We start from the raw sequence: 14,910 nt of genomic DNA, 5'->3' as shown, positions 1-14,910 counted from the left end.
TGTCCTTTTTAGCTGACGCTTTGGATGTGTGTTGCGCCGGGTGCTGCTTCTGCGCTGGCACCGGGTATCGCATGGGCGACGATGGCGCTTTCAGAAAGGTCTTCGCGCCCCAGTTCAGCGGCGATCCGCCCATCCCGCATCACCAGAACGCGGTCTGACAGACGGATGACCTCCGGCAATTCGGAGGACACGACCACGATGGAATGGCCATCGGCGGCCAATGCCTCAATCAGATGGTAAATTTCAGCCTTGGCACCGACATCAATGCCACGTGTCGGCTCATCGAACAGCAGTATTTGCGAGCGACTGGCCAACCAGCGGGCAATGATTGCCTTTTGCTGATTGCCACCACTGAACAGGCGTATGGGGCGATCCAGTTGGAAAGGGCGAAGATTGACCCGTTTCAGAAGGTCCTGAGCGGTGCGGCGCAGCTTGCCCTTCTGGATCATCCCGGCTTTTGAAAAGCTTTCCAGCGAAGCCAAGGCCATGTTGTTGGTGACCGAGCGCGCCGGAATGATGCCATCGCGCTTGCGCTCTTCCGGCACAAGGCCGATGCCAGCGGAAATGGCGTCGCGCGGGCTCGATAGCGTTACCGTCTTGCCGTCGATCTCAATGCTGCCAGCCGAGGAGCGATCCACACCGGCCAGAAGGCGCAGCAATTCGGTGCGGCCGGAGCCAACAAGACCGGCAATGCCCAACACCTCGCCCTTGTGCAGGCGGAAGGACGTATCACGTATCTTGGCAGTGGATGCGAGGTTGCGTGCTTCCAGTTTCACCACGGATGTGGCGTGGGACACGTGGGTTTCCTGCATCAGTTCGCGGCCCACCATCATGGTGATAACGTCCTGCGGGGAGGTTGTCTTCATATCGACAACGCCCACCAGCCTGCCATCGCGCATGACGCTGGAACGCTGGCAGATGCGGAACACCTCATCCATCTTGTGGGACACGTAGATGATGGATACGCCGCTGGCTGCCAGTTGCGCAATCACCTCGGCCAGCCGTTCGAACTCGCTCGGCGTCAGGCTCGATGTCGGCTCGTCCATGGCAATGATCTTGGCGCGATCGAGAAGCGCACGGCCGATTTCCACGATCTGACGTTGTGCCACTTTCAGCGTCGAAATCGGAGCCGAGGGATCAATGGTGGGATCGATCAGCGACAGGGCCTCCGCCGCGCGGCGCTCCTGCTCCCGGCGCGATACAAACAGCCCGCCCACTTTGGTCAGCGGATGGCCGAGAAACATGTTTTGCGCCACGGTTAGATGTGGCACCTGATGCAATTCCTGATGGATCATCGCAATGCCTGCCGCGCGCGCGTCCAGCGGCTTGCGGAAGGAGACCGGCGTTCCATCAACCGAAACCGAACCGCTGGTGGGGCGAAATACACCCGACAAAATTCGCAGCAATGTGGATTTGCCAGCGCCGTTTTCACCCAGCAGCCCGTGAATTTCGCCGGGCGCAACAGTGAATGAAACATCCGAAAGCGCACGCACACTGGTGAACGACTTGGAAATGGTATCGAATTGCAGTCGCGGGGTCTGTGTCATGGCGTTGCCACCTCCTCGTGTCCAAAAGGTCCCGGCCTTTTTTACCAAGGGCCGGGACCTGATTTTTGGGCGTGCAGGCTTACTGAGCCTTGGCAGCATCTTCCAGAAGCACGGCGCGCAGGTCCACAGTCTCACCCTGATACCGCGCAACATTGTCCTTTGTGATCAACGCCTGCGGGGTTGCAACAACGCGGGGCACCTTCTGACCCGCGACAAGGCGCAGTGCCGTTTCCATCGCGATTTCGCCGGTCAGCACAGCGAAGCTGTCAACTGTACCTGTCAGTTCGCCCGCCTTGATGGATGCATAGGCGTCCGAGATACCATCAGTGCCGAAAACGGCAACCTTGTCCTGAAGACCTGCAGCCTTGACGGCTTCGACAATGCCCAGCGCCATGCCGTCATTGTTGGCATAAAAGCCGATCAGATCAGGGTGCTGCTGCAGGATGTTCGTTGCGGCGTCATACGATGTCTGGCGGTCCCAGTTGCCGGGAACGCTGGCAACGATTTCAAACTTGCCATTGTCGCTGATGGTTGATTTGAAACCATCGGTGCGCTGCACCGCCGCATAAACGCCGGCCTGACCTTCCACGATGGCAACCTTGCCGCCTTGCGGGCGGTTCTCAATGAACCATTTGGCGACGCGTACACCGTTGTCGCGCTGCACGTTGCCGACATAATGCTCCGCCTGCGGAATAACCGCATCGTTGACGTTAACGACGGGAACGTTGGCAGCCTTGGCCTGCTCGATCACGGGCTGGAGGTTGGCATCCGTCTGCGGAGACACCAGCAGTACGTTGTAGCCCTGCGTGATCATGCCTTCCGCAATCGTCAACTGGCCAAGCTGGTCGCCTTCGCTCTGCGCGGCCTGATAGGCAACATCAACATTCACGGTATCGCCAAATTTCTTGTAGCCTTCACCCAGCGAACGCCAGTACTCATTGGTCAGCGTCTTGGAAACGGCACCGGCCTTGGTGCCTTCCGGCAGCTTTGGCAGTGCGCCCAGCTTGCTTTCCAGATCGGACCAATTCATGCGGTCCTGTTCCGTATCGGAATTCAGCGGTGCCAGATCCTGCGCGATGGCTGCGCTGAACAGGAATGTTGCGGCCAGTCCGGCGGCAACCGTGGTCTTCAAAAACGTTTTCATGCAGTCCTCCCAGAGAGTAGATGGACGTGCCTCCGGGCACGCCCTTGGAAAAGTATTTGGCCTCACGCGCCCAGCATCAGTTCCTGAATAACCGCCTGTGCGGAAACGGCGTCCTGACGATCAATCGCACCGGACAGGCGATTGTCTTTCTCGATGCGGTCCACAACGTTCAGCATCCGCTTTACGGTCTGGATGTTGACTTCACATTCATGAACCGGATCAAGACCCGTCATGTCGGGGAATGTGTCGAAATAGATGGCCCCGTCGTAGCCGTCCTTGCGGATCTGACGTAGCAACTCAATCGTCTGCTGTGTGTGCACTGCACCCACCATCAGGCCATCATCGCGCTTGGCGTAGCCATCGTTGAGGTGCACGCCCAGTACGCGGCTGTAGCGGGCGATCAGGGCTGCGGCGAATGCAGGCTGTTCATCGGCATAGAGAACATGGGCAAAATCAAGTGTTACGCCGAGGTTCGGCATATTGACATCCTTGATCGCCAGAAGCGTTGTCGCGCAATCGGGCATCAGGCTGTAGGAGCGGGGCTCGTTCGGCTTGTATTCAATGCTGATCAGGCAATCGGCATCGTGTTCGCAAACTTCACGAATTCCGTCAATTTCGTGTTGCCACAGCGTGGCATAGTCGGCCTGAAAGGCGTAATCGAAACCGTCCTGCCCAAGCCAGATGGTCATAAGATTGCTGCCGGCTGCACGCGCGGCATCAATGCCTTTTTTCGTCAGGTCAATCGCTTCGCGACGGACCGCCGGATCGGGGTTGGTGAATGCGCCGATCTTGAAGGCCGGATTTGTGTAGTAGCGCATGGCAAAGCCGTTGATTGCCAGCCCCAGGTCACCGATTTTGCGCGCCAGTTCCCGTGGGTCTTCCGATACATGGTCGGGATAGTTGAGGTCCAGATCCGTGAGGCCCTCAACCTTGGCGGCACGCGCCACCATCTGCGCCACGCTGGGCTTGCCAGACAGGTCTGGCCACTCGGCCTGTGGCCGGGACGCGAAAGAGTTGAGGCGGGTGGCGAATTTTAAATTGGTCACGGAACTACGCTCACTTCGTTTGTCTTGTTCATAACTTCACACAACTTATTTATTTTGTAAAGTGCCTGTTTTGTGTGCCCTGTGAACAATTTCTAGACGCCTCAGGCGGAGACGACGGGTTTGCAAAGCTTTCGTTTTGGCCGTAGATATCGTGGAAACGAAAGCGGAGGGCACTGTGCTTCTTTCATCTCGCCAAACGGAAATTGTGGACCTCGCCCGCCAGCAGGGCCGCGTACTGGTGGATGATCTGGCGGCGCGTTTTTCGGTCTCGCCGCAGACCATTCGCAAAGACCTTAACGATCTCTGCGATGCCCATACGCTCAATCGCATCCACGGCGGGGCCGTCTTTCCCAGCAGCAACGAGAATGTTCAGTATGACGCGCGGCGATTGATTGCGGCCGCTGAAAAGCAGGCCATCGGGCGGGCTGCCGCCGGGTTGATCCCCAACAATGTGTCACTCTTCATCAATATCGGCACTACAACGGAAGCGGTGGGGGACGCTCTGGTGGACCACAAGACGTTGATGGTTATCACAAACAATATCAACGTTGCCAATCGCTTGCGGGTCTACCCGACGATTGAGGTGGTGATTGCTGGGGGTGTCGTTCGCGGTTCGGACGGGGGAATCGTGGGTGAGGCGGCGGTCGATTTCATTCGGCAGTTCAAGGTTGATTTTGCCATCATTGGCGTCTCTGCCATTGATGAGGATGGCGCGTTGCTTGACTATGATTTTCGCGAGGTGAAGGTCGCGCAGGCCATTATCGCCAATGCGCGGCACGTCATTCTGGTTTCGGACTCATCCAAGTTTGACCGCGCAGCGCCGGTGCGCATCGGCCACATCTCGCAGGTCGATACCTTCATCACCGATACATGTCCGTCGGCTAAGGTCCGGTCAATCTGTACGGAGCAAGCGGTGGAGTTGATCGAGACCGGTCGCTCAACGCCCGAATAGACATCATCAAACTTTCGTTTGACATTCGTTTTGATTTCGTTTCACATGCGACGGTAGAGCGATACGAAGGTGAGGGCGGCAGTGTCGGGTGAAAGCGTGTTCGACGTGTTTGTGATCGGCGGCGGTATCAACGGCTGCGGTATCGCACGGGATGCTGTCGGTCGCGGCTACTCCGTCGCGCTGGCGGAGATGAAGGATTTTGCGTCCGGGACATCGTCGGCCGCGACCAAACTCATTCACGGCGGGCTTCGTTACCTTGAGCATCACGAATTTCGGCTGGTACGGGAATCGTTGATGGAGCGCGAGGTGCTGTGGGCTATGGCCCCGCACATCATCTGGCCCATGCGGTTTGTGCTGCCGTACCAGAAGGGTGGTGTGCGTCCGGCATGGCTCATTCGCCTTGGCCTGTTTCTGTATGATCATATTGGCGGGCGCAAGCGCCTGCCTGCCACACGCACGCTGGATTTGCGGCGTGACCCGGCAGGCAAGCCGCTGAAACCCATGTTCGACAAAGCCTTTGAATATTCCGATGGCTGGGTGGATGACGCCCGCATGGTGGTGCTGAACGCCCGTGACGCGGCTGACCGGGGTGCGCTCATTCGCAATCGCAGCCGCGTGGCCTCTGCGCGGCGCGAAGACGGGCTGTGGTCTGTCGATGTGCAGGACATGGCAGGCGGACCCGTCCGCACCTACAAGGCGCGGATGCTGGTGAATGCCGCAGGGCCATGGGTGGATCAGGTGCTGTCCAACACCTTCGGGCGCAATCAGGTGCACAATGTGCGGCTGGTGCAGGGCAGCCATATCGTCGTGCGGCGCAAATTTGATGATCCGCGGGCTTACTTCTTCCAGAACCCGGATGGCCGCATCATCTTCGCCATTCCCTACGAAGATGATTTTACGCTGATCGGCACGACCGACCGCGACTATAACGGAGATCCGCGCACCATCGGCATCACGGCTGAGGAGACCGAGTATCTCTGCAATGCCGCCAGCGAATATTTTGCCGAGCCTGTGCGCCCTGAAGATATTGTCTGGACCTATTCCGGCGTGCGTCCCTTGTTTGACGATGGCGCGACGAAGGCGCAGGAGGCCACGCGCGATTACGTGCTGAAGCTGGAAGACGTTGAGGGCAAAACGCCACTGTTGAACGTGTTTGGCGGCAAACTGACCACCTATCGCCGCCTTGGCGAACATGCGCTGGAAAAGATCGGCGAGGCCATCGGCGTCAAGGGTGCGCCATGGACGGCGACGAGTTCGCTGCCGGGTGGCAATTTTGCCATGACGGGGCAGGCGGACGAGGCCAAGAGGTTGCGGGTGCAATACCCCTTTGTGACGGATCGCCATGCGCGGCGACTCGTGCGATCATATGGCACGCGGGCGCAGGATATGCTGGGGCAGGCGACATCGCTTGAGGGTCTCGGGCGGCATTTTGGCTGGGACTTATATGAGGCCGAAGTCCGGTTTTTGATGGAGACCGAATGGGCAGCCACGGCTGAGGACGTGCTGTGGCGGCGCACCAAACTGGGATTGCGATTATCGGCTGAGGAGGCCGCTGATCTGGAACATTACATGCGGGAGGCCCTGTTGCACGCCGCTTGAGGAGGCAACGGGAAGAATAGCAAAGGCTCTGGGAGGAGACCGCGTGCTGGAATTGAAAAACATAACCAAGATGGTGGGCGCGGATACGCATATCCATGCCACCAACCTGGTGCTCCAGCGGGGCACATTGAATGTGCTGCTGGGGCCGACATTGTCGGGCAAAACATCGCTGATGCGCCTGATGGCCGGGCTGGACAAGCCAACCACCGGCTCCCTGCATTTCGATGGAAAAGACGTAACCGGCGTGCGCGTGCAGGACCGCAGCGTGGCAATGGTCTACCAGCAGTTCATCAACTATCCCGCCATGACGGTGTATGAAAATATCGCCTCGCCTATGCGTATTGCGGGGAAAGATGCGCAGACGATTGACCGCGAGGTGAAAAAGGCCGCCGAACTCATGCGGCTCACGCCTTATTTGGATCGTACCCCGCTCAATCTTTCCGGTGGGCAGCAGCAGCGCACCGCACTGGCGCGCGCCATCGTCAAGAATGCAAGCTTGATCTTGCTCGATGAACCGCTCGCCAACCTCGATTATAAATTGCGCGAGGAACTGCGCGAAGAACTGCCGAAACTGTTTGTCAAAAGCGGCTCCATCTTCGTTTACGCCACCACGGAGCCTGCCGAGGCACTGATGCTGGGCGGCAATACGGCCACCATGAGCGAGGGGCGCATCACCCAATTCGGCCCGACCATCGATGTTTACCGCAAGCCTGCCGATCTGGTCTCCGCCCGCACCTTTGCCGATCCGCCGCTGAACACGCTGATGGTGGTTAAAGCCAATGGCAGTTTTGAAAAGGATGGCGCGCGCTTGATGGTTGTGCCTCCGCATCTGGCTGATATCGCCGATGGGCCGGTGACGATTGCATTTCAGCCGCATCATCTCTCGCTGGCGTCGCGTGGTACGGGCTTGGCGCCTCTAAAGGCACGGGTGATTATCTCGGAAATTGCCGGGTCGGAAAGCTTTATCCATGTCGAGGCGGCGGGTACGCGCTGGGTCATGCTGGAGCACGGCATTCACGATATGGAGCCGGGGCAATCGGTGGATGTGTTTATCGACACGCGGCACCTGATGGCCTTTGGCGCCGATGGCCGGTCGCTCGGCGGCGTTGCCGCCTTGGCGGCGTGAGGGAGACGACCATGGCACGCATTACGCTCGATCATATCCGCCACGCCTACGGCCCCAACCCGAAAACCGCCGCTGATTATTCGCTGAAAGAGGTGGATCAGGACTGGGCGGATGGCAGCGCCTATGCGCTGCTCGGGCCATCCGGCTGTGGCAAGACCACGCTGCTCAATATCATTTCCGGCCTGCTGGCTCCGTCCGAAGGGCGTTTGTTGTTTGATGGCAAGGACGTGACCAATTTGTCCACGCAGGCCCGCAACATTGCACAGGTGTTTCAGTTTCCCGTTATCTACGACACGATGACGGTCTATGACAATCTGGCGTTTCCGCTGCGCAATCGCGGTGTGGCGGAGGCCGATGTGGACCGCCGTGTGCGCGAAATTCTGGATATGATCGGCCTGTCCGACCGCGCCAAGCGCCGTGCGCGGGGGCTGACGGCAGACCAGAAACAGAAAATTTCGCTGGGACGTGGCCTTGTGCGATCCGACGTCAGCGCCATCCTGTTCGATGAGCCGCTGACGGTGATCGATCCGCATATGAAATGGGTGCTGCGCTCGCAGTTGAAGCAACTGCAAAAGCAGTTCGGCTTCACCATGGTCTATGTCACCCATGACCAAACGGAGGCGCTGACCTTTGCCGAAAAAGTCGTGGTGATGTATGAGGGCGAAGTGGTGCAGGTTGGCACACCCGCCGAACTGTTTGAGACGCCCAAACACACCTTTGTCGGCTACTTCATCGGCTCACCGGGCATGAATGTGCTGCCCGCAAAAATCTCCGGCACGACCGCCAATATTGGCGGGCAAACGGTGCCGCTCGGTTTTGCGCCGCAGGTTGCCGGTGGGGAGCACATTGAACTTGGCATTCGTCCGGAATTTGTGAAGCTTGGGCGCGAGGGCATGCCGGTGTCTATTTCCAAGGTGGAAGACATCGGGCGGCACCGCATTGTGCGCGCCGACCTTGCGGGGCAACCGATTTCGATTGTGGTGCCGGAGGATGGCGACATTCCCGCCGAACCGCGCGCAACATTCCAGCCCTCGGCCATCAACATCTACCGGGATTCCTGGCGCATCGGCGGAGGAGCATGACGATGGAAAAAACACTCAACAACAAAGCGTGGTTCATGGTGCTGCCGGTGCTGGTGCTGGTTGCCTTTTCCGCCGTTATTCCGCTGATGACGGTGGTGAACTACTCGGTGCAGGATACGTTCGGCAACAATGCCTTTTTCTGGGCGGGCACCGATTGGTTCGTTCAGGTGCTGCGCTCCGACCGGTTCTGGGATGCGCTGACCCGCAATCTTATTTTCTCTGCCATTATTCTCACCATCGAAATTCCGCTTGGCGTTCTCATCGCGCTCAACATGCCCAAAAAGGGGCTGGGCGTGCCGGTCTGCCTTGTGCTGATGTCGCTACCGCTGCTGATCCCGTGGAATGTGGTGGGTACGATCTGGCAGGTGTTCGGTCGTGTGGATATCGGGCTATTGGGCTATGTGCTGGCGGGGCTCGGCATTCAGTATAACTACGTCAACAACGTCTTTGACGCATGGGCCACGCTGATCGTCATGGATGTCTGGCACTGGACAAGCCTTGTGGTGCTGCTGGCCTATGCCGGTCTGGTCTCCATACCCGATGCCTACTATCAGGCGGCGAAAATCGATGGGGCCTCGCGCTGGGCCGTGTTCCGCTACATTCAACTGCCGAAAATGAAGCGGGTGCTGCTGATTGCCTTTTTGCTGCGGTTCATGGACAGTTTCATGATCTACACCGAGCCTTTCGTCATTACTGGCGGCGGTCCGGGTAACTCCACGACGTTCCTATCCATCGATCTCGTCAAAACAGCGATCGGCCAGTTCGACCTCGGGCCGGCGGCGGCGCTGTCGCTGATCTACTTCCTCATCATCCTGTTGCTGTCATGGATTTTCTACACCGTAATGACGACCAGCGACGCGCAGAATTGAGGAGGGACAGATGACGCTGACAACCGCTTCCGACATTCAAACCAGAACCGAGCCCCTGGCCGTCGCAAACGCTGCGCAGGTGTCAGGCCGCAGTTGGTCCTGGCTGGTGCCGACGCTCTACATCATCTTCCTGCTGCTGCCGATCTACTGGCTCGTCAATATGAGCTTCAAGGAAAACAGCGAAATTACGGGTGCGTTTTCACTTTACCCGCACGCACCAACGCTTCGTAACTACGCTGTCATCTTCACCGATCCTTCGTGGTACAACGGCTATATCAACTCCATACTCTATGTGGTGATGAACACGGTCATCTCGGTGCTGGCGGCCTTGCCTGCGGCCTACGCCTTTTCGCGCTACCGGTTTCTGGGCGACAAGCACCTGTTTTTCTGGCTGCTGACCAACCGGATGGCCCCGCCTGCCGTGTTTGCGCTGCCGTTTTTCCAGCTTTATTCGGCCTTCGGGCTGATTGATACGCATATTGCTGTCGCACTGGCGCACTGCCTGTTCAACGTGCCGCTGGCAGTCTGGATTCTGGAAGGGTTCATGTCCGGCGTGCCGAAGGAAATTGACGAGACCGCCTATATTGACGGCTACTCGTTCCCCCGGTTCTTCGTGCGGATTTTCGTGCCGCTGATTGCGTCGGGCATCGGGGTTGCAGCGTTCTTCTGCTTCATGTTCTCATGGGTGGAATTGCTCATTGCCCGCACCTTGACCACAACGGCGGCCAAGCCCATCGCGGCGATCATGACGCGCACGGTTTCCGCCTCCGGCATGGACTGGGGCGTGCTGGCGGCAGCAGGTGTGCTGACCATCATTCCCGGTGCCATCGTCATTTACTTTGTCAGGAACTACATCGCCAAGGGCTTTGCCCTGGGCCGCGTGTGAGGGGGGTGTCATGAATTTCTCATGGATGGCTTGGACACTGCCGACAGCACTGTTCTTTCTGGCAATTTTGCTGCTGCTGGTTGGCATGGGCGTGTGGGAATATGTAAGCCCCGGCGGCAATCCGCGCATTGGCATCCTGCGGTTTGAAACGACACGGGGAGACCGGTTGTTTGTCTCCCTGCTCGGCTCCGCATTTATCCATCTCGCATGGCTGGGCCTTATCGGCCCCAATGTGTGGTGGGCAACAGCACTCTCGCTGGTCTACGCCATCGGGGTATTCAAGTTCGTTTAGAGCATAATCCGGCCGGAGTGAAACGAGGTTCGATAAGGTTATGCTTAAAACAAATGATAGCAATCGCAAAACCTGGAGGAGGATATTATGCGACGGCACCTTTTAACAACGACAGCCGTGATGCTGCTGGCTTGTACCGGCACAGCGCTCGCGGGTATGGATGAGGCCAAAACCTTTCTGGACAAGGAAATCGGCGATATGTCATCGCTTGACCGCGCTGCTCAGGAAAAGGAAATGCAGTGGTATATCGATGCGGCAAAGCCTTTTGCAGGCATGGATATCAAGGTCGTTTCCGAAACGCTGACCACCCACGAGTATGAATCCAAGGTTCTGGCTCCGGCGTTTACCGCCATTACCGGCATCAAGCTCACCCACGACCTGATTGGCGAGGGCGATGTGGTGGAAAAGCTGCAAACGCAGATGCAATCGGGCGAAAACATTTATGACGCCTATGTCAACGATTCCGATCTGATCGGCACCCATTGGCGCTACCAGCAGGTGCGCAACCTGACCGACTGGATGGCGAACGAAGGCAAGGACGTTACCTCGCCGACGCTCGATCTGCCTGATTTTATCGGAACGTCCTTTACCACCGCACCGGACAAGAAACTGTACCAGCTTCCGGACCAGCAATTCGCCAACCTCTACTGGTTCCGGTATGACTGGTTCAACGATGAGAAGAACAAGGCCGATTTCAAAGCCAAATATGGCTACGACCTCGGCGTTCCCGTCAACTGGTCAGCCTATGAGGACATTGCCGAGTTCTTCACCGGTCGTGAAATCAACGGCAAAAAAGTCTATGGCCACATGGACTACGGCAAAAAGGACCCATCGCTCGGCTGGCGCTTCACCGATGCGTGGCTGTCCATGGCAGGCAATGGCGACAAGGGTATTCCCAATGGTTTGCCGGTCGATGAATGGGGCATTAAGGTCAACGAGAAGTCCCAGCCGGTCGGCTCCTGCGTTGCGCGCGGTGGGGATACGAATGGTCCGGCTGCCGTCTATTCCATCCAGAAATATCTGGACTGGATGAAAGCCTATGCGCCACCGGCTGCACAGGGCATGAACTTCTCCGAATCCGGCCCCGTTCCCGCGCAGGGTGAAGTGGCACAGCAGATCTTCTGGTACACGGCCTTTACCGCTGATGCGGTGAAGAAGGGTCTGCCGGTCGTGAATGAAGACGGCACGCCGAAATGGCGCATGGCCCCAAGCCCACACGGTGTCTACTGGAAAGAAGGAATGAAGCTTGGCTATCAAGACGTGGGTTCGTGGACGCTGATGAAATCCACGCCCGACGATCGCGCCAAGGCTGCCTGGCTTTACGCGCAGTTCGTAACGTCCAAGACGGTGGATGTGAAGAAGAGTCATGTGGGCCTGACGCTTATTCGCGAATCGTCAATCCAGCATGAAAGCTTTACCAAGCGCGCGCCGGAACTGGGCGGGTTGATCGAGTTCTACCGTTCACCGGCCCGTGTGCAGTGGTCGCCAACCGGCACCAATGTTCCCGATTATCCGAAACTTGCACAGCTTTGGTGGCAGGCGGTGGGTGATGCGGCGGCTGGCAACAAGACCCCGCAGGAAGCCATGGACTCACTCTGCGCTGAGCAGGAAAAGGTGCTGCAACGTCTTGAACGGGCTGGCATTCAGGGCGAGTTCGGCCCGCAACTCGCCGAAGAGCATGATCTGGAATACTGGAACAAGGACGCCGTATCCAAAGGCAACCTTGCGCCACAGCTGAAAATCGAGAATGAAAAAGAAAAGCCGATGACCGTCAATTATGACGAACTGGTCAAGAGCTGGCAGAAGTAGCATAGAAGCGCTGCCGGGGTGAGACATGCACCCCGGCGGTTTCAAAATTGAAATTTAACGGAGCTTGTTGATGGTCGATGGAAGTGCTGTTTATCGTGACGTCGTTCCGCAGGACTTGAAACTTTACTTTGGAGAGCAGGTCCGGGCACTGGCAGGTTTGAATGGTAATGCAGACGCAGCGAAAGTCATCGAAGCATTTCAGTCCGTTCCAAGGGAATTGTTCGCAGGCGTTGGGCCGTGGTCGATCATGTCGCCCTTGCACCTCGGCGGTTTTCAGAAAACGCCGGATGATCACGCCAGACATCTTTACCACTGCGTTCTGGTGTCGCTGGATCGGGAAGCCGGTATCAATATCGGCGACCCCGCCCTTTGGGCCGGAATGTTCACGCGCCTGAATATTCCTTCCGGTAGCAGAGTCCTTCAGGTTGGGGCCGGTTCCGGTTATTACTCGGCGATCCTTGCGCATATCGTTGGGCCATCGGGCGCGGTCCTCGGGTTCGAAATCAATGACAAGATTGCAGGGATCGGCAGGGATGCCATACCATACTTTCCAAATCTCGGCTTCAGAAACGGCAACGCGGCGACGGACCTCAAACCTACAGATGGATTGTTTGACGTAATTGTCGCATTCGCAGGTGTCACGCATCCGGCAGAATCCTGGGTGAACCAACTGGCAGAGGGCGGCGTGATGCTGTTGCCTGTAACGGGATCTCACGGCTGGGGTGCCATGTGCCTGTTTGAAAAAATTTCAGCGACTGAGTTCGTTTGTACGACAGTGGGCTCCTGCGGATTTTATCCCTGTAGTGGAGCGCGTGATCCAAAGCTCGAACAGGCGCTTGATGGCGTGTTCAGCGACCGGGCGCGATTGCATGACTGGGGGTTCAAGATGACAGTGAGCGCTGAAGGCATTCAGTACGAAGCCGATGACCAACTTCTAATGGCCGAGTTTTAAGCCTGCCATCGACTGCGTACAAAAGAACAAACTGAAGCGTGACGGTCAATTGTGTTTGGATGGACACGGTGTGAGAGGACAAGCATGAGCGGATATATTCTGGCAATCGACCAGGGAACGACATCCACGCGGTCGATGATTTTCGATGCCGACATGCGGGTGGTTGGAAGTGCCGGACAGGAATTCAAGCAGTTTTTCCCGGACTCCGGCTGGGTGGAACATGATGCCGATGAGATTTGGGACACGGTTCTGACAACCATCCATAAAGCGGTCAGCGATGCGGGAATCGGCATAGCGGATGTGACGGCCATCGGCATAACCAATCAGCGTGAGACCATCGTTGTGTGGGACCGGGAAACCGGCAAACCCGTTCACAACGCCATTGTCTGGCAGGACAGACGCACGGCTGATCTGTGCGAGGCTTTGCGCGAGCGCGGGCTGGAGCCGCTGTTTACCGAGAAAACCGGCCTGCTCATTGACCCCTATTTTTCCGGCACGAAGCTCAAATGGATGCTGGATAATGTTGACGGTTTGCGTGCGCGCGCCGAAGAAGGGCAGGCGTGCTTTGGCACCATTGATAGCTGGCTGATCTACAAGCTCACCGGCGGGCAGATGCATGTGACGGATGCCACCAACGCATCGCGCACTCTGCTTTACGATATTTCCGAAAACCGGTTCGATGATGAACTGCTGGGTATCCTGTCCATTCCCCGCGCTATGCTGCCGGAGGTGAAGGATTGCGCCGCCGATTTTGGCGTAACGGATGCCAATGTGTTGGGCGCGACAATACCGATTCTGGGCGTGGCTGGCGACCAACAGGCGGCGGTCATCGGCAATGCCTGCTTCCAGCCGGGCATGTTGAAATCAACCTATGGCACCGGTTGTTTTGCACTTTTAAACACGGGTGAGGACCGCGTGGTGTCTTCCAACCGCCTGTTGACCACCATCGCCTACCGGCTGGATGGCAAAACGACCTATGCGCTGGAAGGGTCTATCTTCATCGCCGGTGCTGCGGTGCAGTGGCTTCGCGATGAAATGGGCTTTATCTCAAAGTCTTCGGAGGCAGAGGAGCTGGCGAAAACCGCCGACCCGCATCAGCGCGTTTATCTGGTGCCTGCTTTTACAGGGCTTGGCGCGCCGCATTGGGATGCGCAGGCGCGCGGTGCAGTCTTCGGCCTGACGCGCGCCACCGGCCCTGCCGAGTTTGCCCGGGCAGCGTTGGAAAGCGTTGCGTTCCAGACCTATGATCTTCTGGAAGCCATGAAAAAAGACTGGGGCGACCGGCAGGAGCAAACCGTGTTGCGCGTGGATGGCGGTATGGTCGCCTCCGACTGGACGATGCAAAGGCTTGCCGATATTCTGGCGGCCCCGGTGGACCGGCCCGTGGTGCTGGAAACCACAGTGCTGGGCGCTGCGTGGCTGGCCGGTTCTCGCGCAGGGCTCTGGCCGGATCAGGCTGGTTTTCAAGACGCCTGGCAGAAGGATCGCCGCTTTGAGCCGCAGGCCGAAGGACATGAGTGCGAGCGGGCGATTGCAGAGTGGAAGGATTGTGTGTCGCGTTGCCTTCAACAGCCGCAGAAAGTGAGCGGGGCAAACGCTTGAAAGT

General features: G+C 57.8%; 13 protein-coding genes. 10 read left to right on the top strand and 3 right to left on the bottom strand.

What is annotated here, in order from left to right; genetic code table 11:
* Positions 1-8: 8 nt before the first annotated feature.
* The 3 genes from IFT84_RS06950 to IFT84_RS06940 all read right to left on the bottom strand — a co-directional run bounded on the left by IFT84_RS06950 (position 9) and on the right by IFT84_RS06940 (position 3,737).
* Positions 9-1,547 carry a sugar ABC transporter ATP-binding protein gene (locus IFT84_RS06950; protein ID WP_192117930.1) on the bottom strand — a complete coding sequence of 513 codons (1,539 nt, stop codon included), beginning with the start codon at positions 1,545-1,547 and terminating at the stop codon, positions 9-11.
* 79 nt (positions 1,548-1,626) lie between these two features.
* Positions 1,627-2,691 (bottom strand): sugar ABC transporter substrate-binding protein, encoded by a 1,065-nt coding sequence (locus IFT84_RS06945; RefSeq protein ID WP_192117929.1) that lies wholly within the window; start codon positions 2,689-2,691, stop codon positions 1,627-1,629.
* A 62-nt stretch (positions 2,692-2,753) separates the two neighbouring features.
* Entirely contained in the window at positions 2,754-3,737 is a 984-nt protein-coding gene (locus IFT84_RS06940; protein WP_192117928.1) for a TIM barrel protein, read from the bottom strand.
* Positions 3,738-3,912: 175 nt separating this feature from the next.
* Between IFT84_RS06940 and IFT84_RS06935 the strand changes: the two genes are divergently transcribed.
* From IFT84_RS06935 to glpK, 10 genes are all read left to right on the top strand, one after another.
* Positions 3,913-4,689, top strand: a complete 777-nt coding sequence (locus IFT84_RS06935; RefSeq protein ID WP_192117927.1) for a DeoR family transcriptional regulator — start codon at positions 3,913-3,915, stop codon at positions 4,687-4,689.
* 81 nt (positions 4,690-4,770) lie between these two features.
* On the top strand, positions 4,771-6,288 hold the full coding sequence (gene glpD, locus IFT84_RS06930; RefSeq protein WP_192117926.1) for a glycerol-3-phosphate dehydrogenase: 1,518 nt from the start codon (positions 4,771-4,773) through the stop codon (positions 6,286-6,288).
* 43 nt (positions 6,289-6,331) lie between these two features.
* Entirely contained in the window at positions 6,332-7,414 is a 1,083-nt protein-coding gene (locus IFT84_RS06925; RefSeq protein ID WP_192117925.1) for an ATP-binding cassette domain-containing protein, read from the top strand.
* Between the two features lie 11 nt (positions 7,415-7,425).
* Entirely contained in the window at positions 7,426-8,496 is a 1,071-nt protein-coding gene (locus IFT84_RS06920) for an ABC transporter ATP-binding protein (protein WP_192117924.1), read from the top strand.
* A 2-nt stretch (positions 8,497-8,498) separates the two neighbouring features.
* On the top strand, positions 8,499-9,365 hold the full coding sequence (locus tag IFT84_RS06915; RefSeq protein WP_192117923.1) for a carbohydrate ABC transporter permease: 867 nt from the start codon (positions 8,499-8,501) through the stop codon (positions 9,363-9,365).
* Between the two features lie 10 nt (positions 9,366-9,375).
* Positions 9,376-10,251 (top strand): carbohydrate ABC transporter permease, encoded by an 876-nt coding sequence (locus IFT84_RS06910; RefSeq protein WP_244651124.1) that lies wholly within the window; start codon positions 9,376-9,378, stop codon positions 10,249-10,251.
* Between the two features lie 10 nt (positions 10,252-10,261).
* Positions 10,262-10,543: a DUF2160 domain-containing protein gene (locus tag IFT84_RS06905; RefSeq protein WP_192117922.1), complete on the top strand. Its 282-nt coding sequence runs from the start codon at positions 10,262-10,264 to the stop codon at positions 10,541-10,543.
* An 87-nt stretch (positions 10,544-10,630) separates the two neighbouring features.
* A complete protein-coding gene (locus IFT84_RS06900; protein ID WP_192117921.1) occupies positions 10,631-12,352 on the top strand; it encodes an ABC transporter substrate-binding protein in 1,722 nt (573 codons plus the stop codon).
* A 70-nt stretch (positions 12,353-12,422) separates the two neighbouring features.
* The gene (locus tag IFT84_RS06895) at positions 12,423-13,304 is read left to right on the top strand and encodes a protein-L-isoaspartate O-methyltransferase family protein (protein WP_192117920.1); all 882 of its coding nucleotides are present in this window, start codon (positions 12,423-12,425) and stop codon (positions 13,302-13,304) included.
* 84 nt (positions 13,305-13,388) lie between these two features.
* The gene (glpK, locus tag IFT84_RS06890; protein ID WP_192117919.1) at positions 13,389-14,906 is read left to right on the top strand and encodes a glycerol kinase GlpK; all 1,518 of its coding nucleotides are present in this window, start codon (positions 13,389-13,391) and stop codon (positions 14,904-14,906) included.
* The last annotated feature ends 4 nt before the right edge of the window (positions 14,907-14,910 follow it).

The organism is Rhizobium sp. CFBP 8762 (assembly GCF_014841565.1).
Taxonomy (GTDB): Bacteria; Pseudomonadota; Alphaproteobacteria; order Rhizobiales; family Rhizobiaceae; genus CFBP-8762.
The sequence above is the reverse complement of the archived record's forward strand: the minus strand, read 5'-3'. Positions and strand labels throughout refer to the sequence as shown.

Coding starts and splice junctions, on each gene's coding strand:
- IFT84_RS06950 (WP_192117930.1), bottom strand. CDS start 1,547: ATGACACAGACCCCGCGACTGCAATTCGATACCATTTCCAAGTCGTTC.
- IFT84_RS06945 (WP_192117929.1), bottom strand. CDS start 2,691: ATGAAAACGTTTTTGAAGACCACGGTTGCCGCCGGACTGGCCGCAACA.
- IFT84_RS06920 (WP_192117924.1), top strand. CDS start 7,426: ATGGCACGCATTACGCTCGATCATATCCGCCACGCCTACGGCCCCAAC.
- IFT84_RS06915 (WP_192117923.1), top strand. CDS start 8,499: ATGGAAAAAACACTCAACAACAAAGCGTGGTTCATGGTGCTGCCGGTG.
- IFT84_RS06910 (WP_244651124.1), top strand. CDS start 9,376: ATGACGCTGACAACCGCTTCCGACATTCAAACCAGAACCGAGCCCCTG.
- IFT84_RS06905 (WP_192117922.1), top strand. CDS start 10,262: ATGAATTTCTCATGGATGGCTTGGACACTGCCGACAGCACTGTTCTTT.
- IFT84_RS06900 (WP_192117921.1), top strand. CDS start 10,631: ATGCGACGGCACCTTTTAACAACGACAGCCGTGATGCTGCTGGCTTGT.
- IFT84_RS06895 (WP_192117920.1), top strand. CDS start 12,423: ATGGTCGATGGAAGTGCTGTTTATCGTGACGTCGTTCCGCAGGACTTG.
- glpK (WP_192117919.1), top strand. CDS start 13,389: ATGAGCGGATATATTCTGGCAATCGACCAGGGAACGACATCCACGCGG.